Raw genomic sequence first — 16,294 nt, 5'->3', positions numbered from 1 at the left:
GCCTGACGCTTTTCATTCGTGGTAAAGAAGTGCTTAAGCACGCTCTGCAGCATCTCTTTATCCGAGTTGAGGGTGTGCAGCTCACGCGTCGCATTCTGCAGTTTTTCTTCCAGCTCCTTGATTTTTCTGCCTTCTTCCGAAGACAACCCAGAAAACTTCTTCTTCCAGCTGTAGAACGTGGCTTCAGAGATGCCTAACTCTTCACAAATCTCTCTGACTTTCACGCCCGATTCAGAAGCTTTAATGGCATTTGTGATTTGATCTTCGCTGTATCGTGACTTTCTCATAAATGCTCTTACCTTTCTTATCGATTAATGGATGAGAATGACTTTAATAATTTCTGGCACTGTAAGATTCTATTAATGCAGTATTAAAGTGCGCCAATGGAATAGCGAAGCCTAAATTAAGATATTTAGAATAAATATCATCATGGGATAAATCTTATTTTATTCTTATCCGCAGGCCGCGCCTTCCTGGAGGCGGATTTTTGTTATAAATTCATCGCATCCCGAATACGGAAAAATTAAACGTAAACCGGATATTTAGCCTGACCGACCCGAATAATAGGGGGGTTGTGGCCGTTTAAGGTTGGGTTATTTTCAGCCTGAAATCGTTTCCATTTGAAGTGATTCGCGCCAGATATAATAAGAATTATCCTGAATTCACTCTCCGGATTATGATCAACTTCTCAATTTTCGGACCAGCCTGGTCTGAAGTCTTACATTTTCGCCAGGCCTACTGCGCGCTTATTAATTCGTTACAGGGATGTTGTACCGAAGCGGTTGTAGTTGAGTAATACTAAGGAAGAGTCGATGAAATTGAGCGTAATGTCTAATGCCGCCTGGATGATGTCTGAAAAGATCATCTCCGTATTTGGCGTCATTTTTGTGACGTCTTACGTGGCAAAATCCTTTGGCCCAACGGTGTTTGGCCAGATGGCGTTTTCAACCTCACTATTTGCAATGGTGCAAACCGTTGCCATCTTTGGCACCGAAACCATTCTGTTTAAGCGTGTCAGCAAAAATGCCTCAAAAGGCCTGCGTCTGATGAGCATCGCCCGGACGCTGCGGATGGTGTTGTTACTGGTCACTTCGGTGCCAGTCTTAATCTGGGTCTGGTACAACATGCAGGAAAATTTTCTGGCATTTGCACTGGCCTCATTTGTGGCGTCCGTTTTTGTCACCCAGGACACGTTCAGCGTCTACAACAATGCGCGGCTGGCCTCGCGCCTGAATACCGTTGCCAATGCGACAGGCATGCTGCTGAGTTTCGGCATCAGCTTTACCATCGCCTGGCTGCGCCTCAATCCGCTCTGGCTGACGCTCTCCATTGTGTCGGTGACCCTGGTGCCTTACCTGATTAAGCGTCACAACTTCTATCAGGATCATCAGGACCAGATGCCGCCGCGCGAAAAGCGTACCACCTATGTGCGTTATCTGATGTATGCCGGTCTGCCACTGGCCATCTCCAGCATCTTCATCTCTGTGCAGGTGAAAGCGGCGCAGATGTTTCTGGCAGGCACCGCGCCGGCGCGCGACCTCGGCCTGTTTGCGGCGGCGAATACCATTTCCGCCTCCTGGATTTTTATCCCGGTGGCGCTCATCACCTCCTGCTTCACTGAAATTTTCAGGGAGCGCGGCGAGGTCGCCATTAAGCTTGCCGCCCGGCTCAATGGCTATGTTATGGCGGTTTCACTGCTGATGCTGCTGATCATCTCGCTCTTCGGCGAGCGGATCATCATCGCGTTGTACGGGCCGGAATACACACAGTCAGGAAGTCTCATTACGTTGCTGTCGATAGCCACCAGCTTTTCGGCAATGGGGACCGTAGCCTATCGCTACATGGTTAAAGAGGGAGGATTCAATTACCTGCTGAGGAAAATCGTCTGTCTGATGGTCATCAGTTTGCCGCTCTCCTGGTGGTTGATCCAGGGTCACGGCATCATGGGGGCCGCGTGGAGCGTTTTCCTTTCAGAACTTTTGTCCCTGACCGTAATGAATTACTTCTTTAAAAACGGCGTCATTCAAAAGATTCAGGTTTCCTCACTCAACTACAAAACCTACAAATGAGGTCAGATATGCTCAAGTTGAAAGAAGAACTCAGAAGAAGTGTGCAGTATTTTATTAAGAAGATGCCCTGGGCTTATCAGGATCGCATCTACTACTTCCACAAGTTCAGAAAACTGCCCAATCTGCGTCAGCCAAAAGTGTTCAACGAGAAGGTGCTGTACCGTAAGTTTATCTTCGGCGATTACCAGAACTACGGTCGCCTGTCAGATAAGTACTCGGTGCGCGAATTCATTGCTGAGAAAATCGGTGATGAGTACCTGATCCCGCTGGTACACGAAACCACTGACCCGACCACGCTGAACAGCTTACCCTGCTGGAAGGGGACGGTGATCAAACCGAACCACGCCTCCAACATGGTGGAGATTCTGCTGGAAGAGCCGGATGCCCTGCGCAAGCAGCAGATCATTCATGACTGCTATCGCTGGCTGAAGACCGACTTCGCCAACGAAGCGCGTGAGATTCACTATCGCTACATCAAGCCACGTATTCTGGTGGAGAAGTACATTGGTGATGGCAAAAGCGCGCCGATCGATTACAAGTTCCATATGTTCAACAAGCGTGATGGCCGGTTTGAATATGTGCTGCAGGTGATCTACAACCGCTGCCAGCCGCTGCTGTCGATGAATTTCTACGTGAACAACCTCCAGGAGGCGTATCACAAGATTCGTGACACCGGGCTGGATGTCTCACCGATCATGCCGTCACTGGAACATGCGCTCGAACTGAGCAAGAAGCTGGCCAGTGATTTCGACTATGTGCGCGTGGACTGGTATATCCATGACGAGCGGATCTACTTTGGCGAACTGACCTTCACCCCAGGTGCAGGACTGGTCACCGGACTGGATCGCGGTTTAAATCAGATGATGGGAGATATGTGGATTCAGGACCGCCGCGGAACGCAGAGCCCGGGCGTTACAGTGCAGGATGTGAACATCCCTGCCATGTTGAAGAAAATTTAAACACACAGCAATATAAAAAACCCCGCGCAGCGGGGTTTTTTATGCCTGTCGATTGGGGATTATCGCAATCGATCAGGGCATCGGCCAGTCAGCAGGGGCCTGGCTCATCACATCGATAAACGCATGCTTTGAGATTTCCAGGAAGTTATGCACGTTTTCCATGCTCAGGGTAATGCCCATCAGCCCCGTCACAAACCAGCAGGTCACACCTAAACCAATCCCGCCACACATAAATGCCATCACATGACGGCTATCCTGACGCAGTCGGGTTTTCAGGGTACTGGCAAAAAACATCAGAACTGCGCTCAGCAACTCCCAGCGCATAACAAGAAAACTGGCGGTTAACGTGGCCATCGGTGGACCTCAATATCAGTAAGGATTCCTGACAATTCGCGGACATCACCGGCGGCAGAAAAGCGTGTCAGGAGGGGCTTTTTCGCCGTCAAACCAGGTTCAAAGTGTGACTTGGGTCACATTATATCACCCGATTTTAAATTTTGAACAAAATTTGACTCTGGTATGGCAGCTGGAGCGGGGGAAAAATGAACGGCAGGGGAGGAAGTGCGGGAAATTCAGTCAGATGCGCCTGTTGCAGGCGCATCTGCCGGTCAGCGAACCGGACAGCACTCACCGGTGGTGCGCTGGGTATAGCTGCCAATGCCGTCGTTGCAGCCAAAGCTCAGCAGGCGAGGGCGCTGAATCGCCTGACGTCGCATGGTATGCCGGTAGGCGGTTGGCGTCTGCGAAAACTGACGGCGAAACACGCGTGAGAAGGTCTGCTGCGAGTCGTAGCCATATTGCATTGCGATATCAAAAACCGGGCGCTGTGTCTGCGACAGCGCTTCTGCTGCCAGGGTCAGGCGACGCTCACGAATATAGCCACCCAGCGTCTGTTTCGTCACGGTACGGAACATACGCTGCAGGTGCCATTTTGAATAACCCGATTTAGCGGCAACTTCATCGATCGACAGACTCTTGTCGAGGTTCTGGTCAATCCAGTGCGTCAGGGAATGAATGATCTCTTCTTGCATCATGGCCTCATCCTTCTGGTGCTTAATAAGTGATATAGGGAGTTTCGTCGTTTTGATAGAGAAGGAGTATAATTCCTCAAGTTAACTTGAGGTAAAGGGCCTGATGAAAAAAGAACGCAACTATCCAAAACCGGTGTTAACACCGGGTGAGGTGGCGCGCCGTAGTGGTGTGGCGGTGTCGGCACTGCACTTTTATGAAAGCAAAGGGCTGATTTTCAGCACGCGTAACAGCGGCAATCAGCGGCGATACAGTCGTGACGTGCTGCGACGCGTGGCGATTATCAAGATTGCTCAGCGCATCGGTATTCCGCTGGCGACGGTCAGCGACAGTCTCGATCACATCCCGGCTGACAAACGGATGTCGACACCGGAATGGGATGCGCTGACCCGGCACTGGCGCGAAGAGCTGGATAAGCGCATCGAAACCCTGACCCGCCTGCGCAACGATCTGGATGGATGTATCGGCTGCGGCTGCCTGTCGATGCGCGACTGCCCGCTGCGTAATCCCGGCGACCGGCTGGGCGAGCAGGGATCGGGAGCGGTGCTGCTGGACCCGGAACAGGATGATAAACATCCGGATGTGGAGTGACGTCTATACTGAGGAGAGGTCAAAACACAGGGAATCATGATGATCACCGTTCACCATCTTGAGCAATCGCGCTCGCAACGCGTATTGTGGCTGCTGGAAGAGCTGGAAGTGCCATACCAGATCAAACGCTATCAACGCGAACCAACGATGCTGGCCCCGGAGGCGCTGAAAAAGGTGCATCCGCTGGGGAAATCGCCGGTGATTACCGACGGCAACCGGGTTGTGGCCGAGTCGGGAGCCATCCTGGAATACCTGGAAGAGAACTACGATCACACCTTCCGGCTGAAAATCAGTGATGAGTCGTCACGTCTGCAGTGCCGCTACTGGCTGCACTACGCCGAGGGATCGCTGATGCCGCTGCTGGTGATGAAGCTGATCTTCGGGCAGATGGGCAAAGCCCCGGTGCCGTGGCTGCTGCGTCCGGTCGGGGCGGCATTCGGGAAAGGGGTGCAGAAGGCGTTTCTGGATAAACAGCTAAAGCCGCACATGAAGATGATTGAACAGCATCTGGCAGCTAACCCCTGGTTTGCCGGTGAGCGCTTCTCCATAGCCGATGTCCAGATGAGCTTTCCGCTGCTGGCACTGGCGCAGCGCGCCGGGCTGGATCAGATGCCCGCCACCCGGAAATGGTTAGAGACCGTACAGCAGCGCGCCGCCTGGCAGCGCGCGATCGCTCAGGGCGGCGAGCTTTCGCTGCCAGGCTGATCCTCTTTTTCGCCCGGCGAGCCGTCTCTCTTCACGGCTATGCCGGTGCCACGTCCGTCAGAAACCGCTTTAACTTCAATGCGTCAGCGCGTTGCACTGGTCCCGGCTGCACGCTTTTCCGCCGCGAATCGCGGATCTTTATGCTGAACAATCTCCCTCTGACAGTTGAAACTGTGCCGCCAAACGCCGGATAATCGCCTGCCTTTTTATCCGGCCGCCTTTAGCGACCCATACTCTGCGGCAAGGTAAACGTTTGCCTGCCGGGTCCGCCCGGTCAGAGTTACCGTCTACCCGCTTATTCCAGGGACAGCGATGGCCGCAGAGCGATCCACACAACAAAAATTTTTGAGGCTCAATTATGTCAACTGAATCACGCCCGGCCAGTGGAAAACTGGACGCCTGGTTCTCGATCTCGGCGCGAGGCAGCAGCGTGCGTCAGGAAATTCTGGCCGGACTCACCACCTTTCTGGCGATGGTTTACTCCGTAATCGTCGTACCGGGGATGCTGGGCAAAGCCGGTTTCTCCCCGACGGCCGTCTTTGTCGCCACCTGTCTGGTCGCCAGCTTTGGTTCTATCCTGATGGGCTTATGGGCCAATCTGCCGATGGCGATTGGCTGCGCGATCTCCTTAACCGCCTTTACCGCATTCAGCCTGGTGCTGGGTCAGCACATCAGCGTGCCGGTCGCGCTGGGCGCGGTGTTCCTGATGGGCCTGCTCTTTACGCTGATCTCTGTCACCGGTATCCGTGCGTGGATCCTGCGCAATCTGCCGATGGGGGTGGCGCACGGCACCGGCGTCGGAATTGGTCTGTTTCTGCTGCTGATTGCGGCGGATGGCGTGGGCCTGGTCGTTAAAAATCCGGCTCCCGGCCTGCCGGTCGCCCTGGGCCACTTCACCACCTTTCCGGTGATGATGACGCTGCTGGGTCTGGCGGCGATTATCGGGCTGGAGAAGCGCCGGGTGCCGGGCGGCATCCTGCTGACGATTATCGCTATTTCACTGCTGGGACTGATCTTTGACCCGGCGGTGACGTATCACGGGCTGTTTGCGCTGCCTGACCTGCGTGATGCGCAGGGACAGTCGCTGCTGTTCAGCCTCGATATCATGGGTGCCCTGCAGCCGGTGGTGCTGCCGAGCGTGCTGGCACTGGTCATGACGGCGGTCTTTGATGCCACCGGCACCATTCGCGCCGTGGCGGGGCAAGCCAATCTGCTGGATAAGCAGGGGCAGATCATCAATGGCGGCCGTGCCCTGACCTCGGACTCTGTCAGCAGCCTGTTCGCCGGTCTGGTCGGCGCGTCGCCGGCGGCGGTCTATATCGAGTCGGCGGCGGGAACGGCGGCGGGTGGCAAAACGGGTCTGACCGCCATTGTGGTCGGCCTGCTGTTCCTGGCCATTCTGTTTATGTCGCCGCTGGCTTACCTGGTACCGGCATACGCCACGGCACCTGCCCTGATGTATGTGGGTCTGCTGATGCTGAGCAACGTGGCAAAAATCGACTTCGCTGATTTTGTCGATGCGATGTCGGGTCTGTTAACGGCGGTGATCATCGTGCTCACCTGCAACATCGTGACCGGCATCATGATTGGGTTTGCCAGCCTGGTAGTGGGCCGTCTCTTCGCGGGCGAATGGCGCAGGCTTAACGTCGGCACCGTCGTGATTGCCGTTGCGCTGGTGGCGTTTTATGCCGGAGGCTGGGCGATCTGACTGCTGAACCGGACGTGTAACAACGCGTCCGGAATTTTTCACTTTTTTCCTCCTCGTCGCACGCGTAGCTGACACCCTTCATCGCCGTTTGTTTTACACTTTATCGCTTAACCAATGACTGAAAGAAACGACGCCTAAGGAAAGCATGGAAATCTTTTTTACTATTCTCATCATGACGCTGGTCGTGTCGCTCTCCGGCGTCGCGGCCCGCATTCTCCCTTTTCAGATCCCGTTACCCCTTGTCCAGATCGCCGCTGGTGCGCTGCTGGCCTGGCCGACGTTTGGTCTGCATGTCGACTTTGATCCGGAACTGTTTCTGGTGCTGTTCATCCCGCCGCTGCTGTTCGCGGATGGCTGGAAGACGCCGATCAGTGAGTTCCTGCATCACGGTCGTGAAATTATCGGCTTAGCGCTGGCGCTGGTGCTGATTACCGTAATTGGTATCGGCTATCTCATCTACTGGATGGTGCCAGGTATCCCGCTGATCCCCGCTTTTGCACTGGCGGCGGTGCTGTCGCCCACCGACGCCGTGGCGCTCTCCGGCATCGTCGGTGAAGGCCGCATTCCCAAAAAGATTATGTCGATCGTGCAGGGTGAAGCACTGATGAACGACGCGTCGGGCCTGGTGTCGCTGAAGTTTGCCGTGGCTGTCGCCATGGGCACCATGGTCTTTACCTGGGGCGGCGCGAGCATCGAATTCCTGAAAGTCGCCGTCGGTGGTCTGGTGGCGGGTGTAGCGGTCTGCTGGCTCTACGGGAAATCGCTGCGCCTGCTCAGCCGCTGGAGCGGTGACGACCCGGCGACCCAGACCGTTCTGCTGCTGCTGCTGCCGTTCGCCTCTTACCTGATTGCCGAACATCTGGGTGTGTCAGGCATCCTGGCAGCCGTGGCGGCCGGTATGACCATCACCCGCTCCGGCATTATCCGTCAGGCTCCGCTGGCGATGCGTCTGCGCGCCAACAGCGTCTGGCAGATGCTGGAGTTTGTCTTTAACGGCATGGTCTTCCTGATGCTTGGCCTGCAGTTACCGGACATTCTGCAGACCTCGGTTGACCAGGCGCAGGCCGATCCCAACGTCGAACTCTGGATGCTGTTCGCTGATATCGCGCTGGTCTATCTGGCGCTGATGCTGGTGCGTTTCGGCTGGCTGTGGATTATGCAGCGCTTCAGCAAACGCCTGCTGAAGAAGAAGCCGCTGGAGTTCTCTAACTATTCGCTGCGCGAACTGCTGATCGCCTCTTTTGCCGGTGTCCGCGGTGCGATTACCCTGGCGGGTGTGCTCTCTATTCCCCTGTTCCTGAGCAATGGCGAACCCTTCCCGGCGCGCTATGAGCTGGTGTTTATTGCGACCGGGGTGATTCTGTTCTCGCTGCTGGTGGGTGTAGTGATCCTGCCGATTCTGCTGCGCGGCATCGATACCATCGACAAGGGTGCGCATCGCCGCGAACTGCAGAACGCCCGTGCCGTCATGGCCGGAGCCGCGATTGAGAGCCTGCACAAAATGGAAGAGCGGCTGGAGAAGGAGTCGGAAGAGAATATCGATCCGGAGCTGCTGAAAGAGGTGAGCCTGCGGGTGATCGGCAACTTACGTCGTCGCGCCGAAGGGAAGAACGACCTCGAACATGCGCTGTTCGCTGAAAACCTGGAGCGTCGCTTCCGCCTGACCGGGCTGCGCGCTGAACGCGCCGAGGTCTATCATCTGCGCGCCACTCAGCAGATCTCCAATGAGACGATGCAGAAATTACTGCACGACCTGGACCTGCTGGAAGCGCTGCTGATCGAAAAAGAGGAGTAATCCGCAACGGGCGCGTCTGCGATAACGCGGCGCGCCCGCCTGCTACACCGACAGACGCGGCGGCTGATCCGGCCAGTGCTCGCGACAGCACGCTATCCACGCCTGCGCACTGCGCGACAGATAACTGCCTTCCCGCCAGATCAGACCCAGACTCCATTTCAGCTCCGACTCCAGCGGCAGCCACAATAAAGAGTGTTTATCCAGCCGCTGACAGATCGGCTCCGGCAGAATCGCCAGCCCCATTTCCGCCTGCACCATCGCCGCCAGAAAGTCCCACTGGCCGCTGCGCACCGCTATGGTCGGCGTCAGACTGAGCCGCTGAAATGCCTGCATCAGCTGACGGTTCAGCGAAAACTCCTCGTTGAAAATCAGCAGCGGATGCTGCGCCAGTTCAGCCAGTCCAATCTGCTGGCGGCCAAGCCACACCGGATGCCGGGGCAGCAGCACGCAGAGCGGATGGTGCATCAGGGGCAGGGTGTTCAGCGGCAGCCCGGCGTCAACCGGCAGGGCGGTCAGGGCGATGTCCAGAGTGCCCGCCAGCACCGCCTGCTGGACGGTCAGCCCGCCAAACTCCGAAATTTTCAGCGCCACACCCGGATAGCGGCGGCGAAACGCGGAGATCGATCCGGCTATCTGCATCCCGACCATCGGTGGAATGCCGAGCCGCAGCTCACCGGTTTTCAGCTCGTTGATGTCACCGATCTCCGCTTCCAGCTGATGAAACTCCTGCAGGATCGCCAGCCCGCGCTGATAGACCGCCTGTCCGCTGTCGGTAAGATGCAGGCGACGGCCATCGCGCAGAAGCAGCGTACAGCCCAGCTCCTCCTCCAGCTGGCGCAGCATTTTGCTGATGGTCGGCTGCGTCACAAACAGCTTCTGTGCCGCTCGGGTAAAGCTCTGCTGACGAACCACTTCAGTAAAGTAACGCAGGGCGCGGACATCCATAACTATTCCTTTCAGGCATGATTGCGATAATTTTAATTCATTTTTTTCACCTTCTGTCGCCGATTTATACTGGTGCGGTGAATTTAATCGGGAGAGAAGGGTATGGCGTTAGCACTCACACCACGCAGTCACCGCGCAGCGCAATGGCTGAGTCTGCCGCTGCAGCTGGGGTTCTATATCGGTCTGTTTATCGCCTGCGACCGGCTGGTAACGTGGCTGCATCTGCCGTTGCCTGCCAACATCGTCGGCATGCTGCTGCTGCTGGCATTAATCGTGACGCGCGTCGTGCCGCTCAACTGGGTGAAAGCGGGATCACGCTGGCTGCTGGCCGAGATGCTACTGTTCTTCATTCCGGCCGTGGTAGCGGTGGTCAACTATGGCGATCTGCTGCGGGTCGACGGCTGGCGCATCTGCGTGGTGATCGGCGTCAGTACCCTGCTGGTGCTGGCTTCCACCGCCTGGGTCGTGGATCGGCTTTATCAGTATGAAGTCGCGCGCGCCGCGCGTAAGCAGGGCCCCCATGCGTGATATTCTGCTCAGCCTGCTCTGTGTGGCGGTGACCCTGCTGGTCTATGCGCTGAATAAACGGCTCTACCGGCGCTGGCGGACGCTGCTGCTGATGCCACTGGTCATGACGCCGCTGGTGCTGGTGGCGCTGCTGCTGCTGACGCACATCAGCTGGCAGGATTACATCGCTGAAAACCACTGGCTGCTGTGGCTGCTGGGGCCCGCCACGCTGGCCTTCGCCGTGCCGGTGTATGAGAACGTGGCGATTATTAAGCGTCACTGGCTGTCGCTGAGCGCGGGCGTCGTGACCGCCACGCTGGTGGCCGTCTGCAGTTCCGTCTGGCTGGCGCGGCTGCTGACGTTACCGGAGTCTATTCAGCGCAGCCTCGCCGTTCGCTCCATCACCACCCCCTTTGCGCTGGCCGCCGCGGGGCCGATTGGCGGACAGCCCGATCTGGTGGCGCTGTTTGTGGTGATCACCGGCGTGTTTGGCATGGCGGTGGGTGACGTCCTGTTTCTGCGCATTGCCATTAAGCAGGGCGTAGCGAAAGGCGCGGGACTGGGCGCAGCATCGCACGGCGCCGGAACGGCACGTGCTTATCAGCTTGGGCAGCAGGAGGGCGTTGTCGCCAGCCTGGTGATGATGCTTTCTGGCGTGGTGACCGTGGTTCTGGCTCCGCTGATTGGACACCTGATGTGGACGATATAGTCTACACTGCTCTGCGCAGGCGACTCTCCTGACCGCGACACGTATTTTTACGTAAAGTTTTCCGGATAATGTTGTCTCCGTTTTTCAGGCTGTTAACCTTGCGGCCGAATTAATTGTCCTTTCATGGAGTGGAATCATGTTTAAGCAACTTGTTACCGGGAGCGCCCTCGGGCTGGTTTTACTGAGCGGTGCCGCTCAGGCAATCGAAGGCAGTGTTGATGTCAGTGAACACAACACCAACCTGAATCTGGGTCTGGGCACCACCACGCCGGGGCTGTTTCTGAAGGGTAACTGGCTGCGTAGCGACCATGACGGCAGCACCTACGGTGCCGGTCTGGGTTACAACGTCGATTTCGGGCCGCTGCGTCTGGCGCCGACCGCAAAAGCGATCTTCACCCATCCTGAAGATGGAAAAGATGGATTTGCGGTGGCGCTGGGTGGTGCCGCACACTACAGCCTGAACAGCATGTGGGGCCTGTATGGCGAATACTACTATGCGCCGGAGTCCTTCACCGATCAGCTGGACAGCTACCAGGAAGCGGCGGGCGGCCTGAGCTTCACGCCGGTCTCACTGCTTAACCTGCGCGTGGGTTATCAGTACATCGAGCTGAACAACAAAGATGGACGTAAAGATAACGTGCTGGTCGATGGTCCTTATGTCGGGGCTTCACTGCGTTTCTGATGCGCGACATGAAAGAAAAGGGCGGCTGATTGAGCCGCCCTTTTTTTATGGCCTGTCTCTGCCCGTTTCAGAGGGCGATCAGTGCGCTTTACCCTGTTCAATACCGGTGCCGGTCTGCGAGCGAATGAACTGCGCCCGGAAGCGCGAACGCTCTTCTGCACCCTGCGGCGAATGGTCGGTAATCGAGAAGATCCAGATGCCTACAAAGGCCACGATCATCGAGAACAGCGCCGGATACTCATATGGGAAGATCGGTGTGGCGTTGCCCAGCACCTGCACCCACACCGTCGGGCCGAGGATCATCAGGATCACCGCGGTCAGCAGACCGAGCCAGCCGCCCACCATCGCGCCGCGCGTAGTGAGTTTTGACCAGTACATCGACAGCAGGATGATCGGAAAATTACAGCTGGCCGCAATAGAGAAGGCCAGCCCGACCATAAAGGCGATATTCTGCTTCTCAAACAGAATACCCAGCGCAATCGCCACCACGCCCAGCGCCAGCACGGTGATTTTAGAGACCCGCAGTTCATCCTTTTCGCTGGCCTGACCTTTACGGTAAACGCTGGCATAGAGATCGTGCGACACCGCCGACGCGCCTGCCAGGGTTAAGCCCGCCACCACCGCCAGAATCGTGGCAAAAGCGACCGCAGAGATAAAGCCGAGGAAGGTGCTGCCGCCCACCGCATTCGCCAGGTGCACCGCCGCCATGTTGTTACCGCCTATCAGCGCACCCGCCGCATCTTTAAACGCCGGATTCGCGCCGACCAGCAGAATGGCCCCAAAGCCGATAATGAAGGTCAGGAAGTAGAAGTAACCCATGAAGCCGGTAGCCCAGAAGACGCTTTTCCGCGCCTCTTTGGCATCGGCCACGGTGAAGAAGCGCATCAGAATGTGTGGCAGGCCAGCCGTACCAAACATCAGCCCTAAGCCCAGTGACAGCGCCGAAATGGGATCTTTGACCAGTCCGCCAGGCTGCATAATCGCGGCGCCCTTAGGGTGGACCGCCATCGCTTCGGTGAACAGCGTATTAAAGCTGAAACCGGTCGCCTTCATGACCATTACCGCCATAAAGGTGGCGCCAAACAGCAGCAGCACCGCTTTGATGATCTGCACCCAGGTGGTGGCGAGCATGCCGCCAAACAGCACATACATCACCATCAGAATGCCGACCAGAATCACCGCCACATGGTAGTTAAGACCAAACAGCAGCTGGATCAGCTTCCCGGCCCCCACCATCTGCGCAATCAGGTAGAGCGCCACCACCACTAGCGAACCGCAGGCGGAGAGAATGCGGATCGGCATCTGCTTAAGACGATAGGAGGCGACATCCGCAAAGGTATAGCGACCCAGGTTGCGCAGCCGTTCGGCGATCAAAAACAGAATCATCGGCCAGCCGACCAGGAAGCCGAGCGAGTAGATCAGCCCGTCATAACCGGAGGTGTAAACCAGCGCCGAAATGCCCAGGAACGACGCCGCGGACATAAAGTCTCCCGCCATCGCCAGACCGTTCTGGAAGCCGGTGATGTTGCCGCCCGCGGTGTAGTAATCATTGCGTGAACGGGTTCGTCTGGAGGCCCAGTAAGTAATCCCCAGCGTGGCCCCAACGAAAATCATAAACATGATGATCGCCTGATAGTTGGTTGCCTGACGCTGCACGGCACCGGTTATCGCATCGGCGGCCAGCGCGGAGAAGGGCAGCATCAGGGCCAGCAGCCATAAGGTGAGTCGGGTCATGATTTCACCTCGCTGAGGATTGCTTTGGTTAAACGGTCAAACTCTCCGTTGGCGCGCCAGACATAGACGCCGGTCAGCAGAAAGGAGACCACAATCAGTCCGACACCAATCGGGATACCGCGGGTCACGTTGGTGCCGGCGTGCAGCGGCGTACCGAGCCAGCCGGGCGCGAACGCAATCAGCAGAATAAAACCGACATAGAGCACCAGCATAATCAGCGACAGCAGCGTCGCGAACGCCTGGCGTTTACGGACTAGCTCATGAAAACGGGGATTACGTTCAATCTGTTGATTGATTGCATCCTGACTCGAAAGGGCGTCATTCATCACATTTTCTCCAGAGGTCTTGCAGGGGAGAACCTCGCGTCAGGACGCGGATTCAGCTGGTTATAATATTTGTGACTACCGAAACAGACTGCGTGGGGCGGGGGTGGCGGGAAGCGATCTTCCCGCCGGACAGCGTGCGCTTAAGGCATGTTGATGGACTGTTTCTCCTCAAGCAGTTTTTCTACGACGCCAGGATCGGCGAGCGTGGAGGTGTCACCCAGATTGCTGGTGTCGCCGGTGGCAATTTTGCGCAGAATACGGCGCATGATTTTGCCGGAGCGGGTTTTCGGCAGAGAGTCCGTCCAGTGCAGCACATCCGGCGTGGCTATCGGGCCGATCTCTTTGCGTACCCACTGGCGGACTTCGGTGTAAAGCTCCGGTGACGGCTCCTCGCCGTGATTCAGCGTGATATAGGCATAAATCGCCTGGCCTTTGATGCTGTGCGGAATGCCCACCACCGCGGCTTCGGCAATTTTCGGGTGCGACACCAGTGCCGACTCAATTTCGGCGGTGCCGAGCCGGTGACCGGAGACATTGAGTACGTCATCAACGCGGCCGGTGATCCAGTAGTAGCCATCCTCATCGCGACGGGCACCGTCACCACTGAAGTAGGCATTTTTAAAGGTGGAGAAATAGGTCTGCTCGAAACGGTCATGATCGCCAAAGAGCGTTCGCGCCTGTCCGGGCCAGGATTCCGTGATCACCAGGTTGCCTTCGCAGGCACCTTCCTGAGGCTGACCTTCGTTGTCTACCAGCGCGGGCTGCACCCCGAAGAACGGCCGGGTGGCGGAACCGGCTTTCAGCTCGGTTGCACCCGGCAGCGGGGTGATCATGAAGCCGCCGGTTTCGGTCTGCCACCAGGTGTCCACTATCGGGCAGCGGCTGTTGCCGATTTTCTGATAGTACCACTCCCAGGCTTCCGGGTTGATCGGCTCGCCGACCGAACCCATGATGCGCAGCGTGCTGCGGTCAGTGTTCGCTATCGCCTTATCGCCTTCCGCCATCAGCGCACGGATAGCCGTGGGCGCGGTGTAGAACAGGGTCACTTTATGTTTATCGACCACTTCCGCCATGCGGCTCGGTGTGGGCCAGTTCGGCACCCCTTCAAACATCAGCGTGGTTGCGCCACAGGCGAGCGGGCCATAGACCAGATAGCTGTGACCGGTGACCCAGCCGACATCAGCGGTGCACCAGTAGATATCATCCTGATGGTAATCAAAGACAAACTTAAAGGTGGTCGCCGCATAGACCAGATAGCCACCCGTGGTGTGCAGTACCCCTTTAGGTTTACCGGTGGAGCCGGAGGTATAGAGGATAAACAGCGGATCTTCTGCACCCACTTCGGCTGGGGAGTGGTTGGTGCTGGCGTTCTGCATCAGGTCATGCCACCACCGATCGCGGCCTTCCACCCAGCCTACCTCTTTACCGGTGCGCCGGAAGACCACCACGTTCTTCACGCTGGTGACGGCAGGATTTTTTAATGCGTCATCGACATTTTTCTTCAGCGGGATACTGCGGCCGGCGCGGATCCCTTCATCCGCGGTGATCACCAGCGAGGCACTGGAGTCGACGATACGGCCCGCCACCGCCTCCGGTGAGAAGCCGCCAAAGATCACCGAGTGAACGGCCCCGATACGCGCACAGGCCAGCATCGCCACAGCCGCTTCCGGCACCATCGGCATATAGATCGCCACCACATCGCCTTTTTTCACCTCCAGCAGCTCCAGCACGTTGGCGAAGCGACAGACTTCAGCATGCAGCTGGCGGAAGGTCAGGGTTTTGCTCTCGCTGGCGTCGTCGCCTTCCCAGATAATGGCCGGGTGGTCGCCGCGCGTGGCGAGATGACGGTCAAGGCAGTTTGCCGCCAGGTTCAGCGTGCCATCTTCGTACCAGCGAATGCTGATGTTACCCGGTGCAAACGAGCAGTTTTTCACGGTGCTGTAGGGCTTAATCCAGTCAAGGATTTTGCCCTGTTCGCCCCAGAAACTGTCCGGGTCGTCGACAGAGTGCTGATACATCGCCTGATACTGTTCTGCTGTGATCAGGGCATTCGCTGCAATGTTCTCTGGAACAGGATGTTTGTGGTTTTGGCTCATGGCGGATCTCCTTGAAGATGTTAATGATATGTCAATCAATAGTTAATTGAAGCCTGCCCTGAGCCTTTGTTTCTTTTTTGCGCCACAGATCACGGGATATTTCTTCGCCGCCTGAGCGGGAGGCTATCCCGATATTTCTGCTGGATAAGCCGAAGGGGATAAGGGCGACAGGCATGACCTTTTGACACTCACCCTGAATAAAAAGCAAGCAAACGCGCCGGGAGCCTTTTTAACCGCTCCTGCATAGCTATGCGTAAATTCATCGAAGTAATACTTTTCATAACAGCAGGTTAGGGTTTTTCAGCGTCAGCAGCACTTTATGCTACTCAGGTGGTGAACTTTTAATCGGATCCGCCAGGGGTTGCATTTACCACAGTGAAAATGGTACTTATCTCGCCCCTGTTCTGCAGGTATCAACTCAGACCGCGTCTGAAAATGG

The 16,294-nt window shown here is 56.7% G+C and carries 16 protein-coding genes; 9 read left to right on the top strand and 7 right to left on the bottom strand.

Features of this window, described 5'->3' with window-relative positions; all coding sequences use genetic code 11:
- Positions 1-287 (bottom strand): transposase (locus CKF42_RS16630; RefSeq protein ID WP_146239950.1); only part of this gene is annotated, 287 nt, incomplete at its 3' end.
- 525 nt (positions 288-812) lie between these two features.
- Between CKF42_RS16630 and CKF42_RS16625 the strand changes: the two genes are divergently transcribed.
- Both CKF42_RS16625 and CKF42_RS16620 read left to right on the top strand, forming a co-directional pair.
- A complete protein-coding gene (locus tag CKF42_RS16625) occupies positions 813-2,069 on the top strand; it encodes an oligosaccharide flippase family protein (protein ID WP_033736443.1) in 1,257 nt (418 codons plus the stop codon).
- A gap of 8 nt (positions 2,070-2,077) precedes the next feature.
- Entirely contained in the window at positions 2,078-3,028 is a 951-nt protein-coding gene (locus CKF42_RS16620; RefSeq protein WP_033736441.1) for an ATP-grasp fold amidoligase family protein, read from the top strand.
- Between the two features lie 72 nt (positions 3,029-3,100).
- On the opposite strand, the gene CKF42_RS16615 is transcribed toward CKF42_RS16620, so the two are convergent.
- Positions 3,101-3,382: a YjcB family protein gene (locus tag CKF42_RS16615; RefSeq protein ID WP_009092592.1), complete on the bottom strand. Its 282-nt coding sequence runs from the start codon at positions 3,380-3,382 to the stop codon at positions 3,101-3,103.
- 254 nt (positions 3,383-3,636) lie between these two features.
- The gene (soxS, locus tag CKF42_RS16610) at positions 3,637-4,062 is read right to left on the bottom strand and encodes a superoxide response transcriptional regulator SoxS (protein ID WP_009092591.1); all 426 of its coding nucleotides are present in this window, start codon (positions 4,060-4,062) and stop codon (positions 3,637-3,639) included.
- A 100-nt stretch (positions 4,063-4,162) separates the two neighbouring features.
- Here soxS and soxR point away from each other — a divergent pair, with 100 nt between their 5' ends.
- From soxR to CKF42_RS16590, 4 genes are all read left to right on the top strand, one after another.
- Complete coding sequence (gene soxR, locus CKF42_RS16605) at positions 4,163-4,648, top strand: redox-sensitive transcriptional activator SoxR (protein WP_009092590.1); 486 nt, start codon at positions 4,163-4,165, stop codon at positions 4,646-4,648.
- 39 nt (positions 4,649-4,687) lie between these two features.
- Positions 4,688-5,353: a glutathione S-transferase family protein gene (locus tag CKF42_RS16600; RefSeq protein ID WP_111208680.1), complete on the top strand. Its 666-nt coding sequence runs from the start codon at positions 4,688-4,690 to the stop codon at positions 5,351-5,353.
- Positions 5,354-5,711: 358 nt separating this feature from the next.
- On the top strand, positions 5,712-7,061 hold the full coding sequence (locus CKF42_RS16595; protein ID WP_058957003.1) for an NCS2 family permease: 1,350 nt from the start codon (positions 5,712-5,714) through the stop codon (positions 7,059-7,061).
- A 145-nt stretch (positions 7,062-7,206) separates the two neighbouring features.
- On the top strand, positions 7,207-8,856 hold the full coding sequence (locus CKF42_RS16590; protein ID WP_009092586.1) for a Na+/H+ antiporter: 1,650 nt from the start codon (positions 7,207-7,209) through the stop codon (positions 8,854-8,856).
- 42 nt (positions 8,857-8,898) lie between these two features.
- Here CKF42_RS16590 and CKF42_RS16585 read toward each other — a convergent pair whose 3' ends face one another.
- Positions 8,899-9,801 carry a LysR family transcriptional regulator gene (locus tag CKF42_RS16585; protein ID WP_111208679.1) on the bottom strand — a complete coding sequence of 301 codons (903 nt, stop codon included), beginning with the start codon at positions 9,799-9,801 and terminating at the stop codon, positions 8,899-8,901.
- A 102-nt stretch (positions 9,802-9,903) separates the two neighbouring features.
- Between CKF42_RS16585 and CKF42_RS16580 the strand changes: the two genes are divergently transcribed.
- The 3 genes from CKF42_RS16580 to CKF42_RS16570 all read left to right on the top strand — a co-directional run bounded on the left by CKF42_RS16580 (position 9,904) and on the right by CKF42_RS16570 (position 11,699).
- Positions 9,904-10,329: a CidA/LrgA family protein gene (locus tag CKF42_RS16580; protein ID WP_046101023.1), complete on the top strand. Its 426-nt coding sequence runs from the start codon at positions 9,904-9,906 to the stop codon at positions 10,327-10,329.
- Entirely contained in the window at positions 10,322-11,017 is a 696-nt protein-coding gene (locus tag CKF42_RS16575; RefSeq protein ID WP_046101024.1) for an LrgB family protein, read from the top strand. Before CKF42_RS16580 ends, CKF42_RS16575 begins: the two co-directional genes overlap by 8 nt.
- Positions 11,018-11,153: 136 nt before the next feature.
- Complete coding sequence (locus CKF42_RS16570) at positions 11,154-11,699, top strand: YfaZ family outer membrane protein (protein ID WP_009092582.1); 546 nt, start codon at positions 11,154-11,156, stop codon at positions 11,697-11,699.
- Between the two features lie 78 nt (positions 11,700-11,777).
- Here CKF42_RS16570 and CKF42_RS16565 read toward each other — a convergent pair whose 3' ends face one another.
- The 3 genes from CKF42_RS16565 to acs all read right to left on the bottom strand — a co-directional run bounded on the left by CKF42_RS16565 (position 11,778) and on the right by acs (position 15,855).
- On the bottom strand, positions 11,778-13,433 hold the full coding sequence (locus CKF42_RS16565; protein WP_009092581.1) for a cation acetate symporter: 1,656 nt from the start codon (positions 13,431-13,433) through the stop codon (positions 11,778-11,780).
- Entirely contained in the window at positions 13,430-13,759 is a 330-nt protein-coding gene (locus tag CKF42_RS16560; RefSeq protein WP_009092580.1) for a DUF485 domain-containing protein, read from the bottom strand. The genes CKF42_RS16565 and CKF42_RS16560 overlap by 4 nt, the downstream gene beginning before the upstream one ends.
- Before the next feature lie 140 nt (positions 13,760-13,899).
- Positions 13,900-15,855 (bottom strand): acetate--CoA ligase, encoded by a 1,956-nt coding sequence (gene acs, locus CKF42_RS16555; protein ID WP_111208678.1) that lies wholly within the window; start codon positions 15,853-15,855, stop codon positions 13,900-13,902.
- Between the last annotated feature and the right edge of the window lie 439 nt (positions 15,856-16,294).

This window comes from Pantoea sp. ARC270, from assembly GCF_003236725.1.
GTDB classification, from domain to species: domain Bacteria; phylum Pseudomonadota; class Gammaproteobacteria; order Enterobacterales; family Enterobacteriaceae; genus Pantoea; species Pantoea anthophila.
Note: the sequence above shows the minus strand (reverse complement) of the source record. Positions and strands in the feature narration are given on the sequence as shown.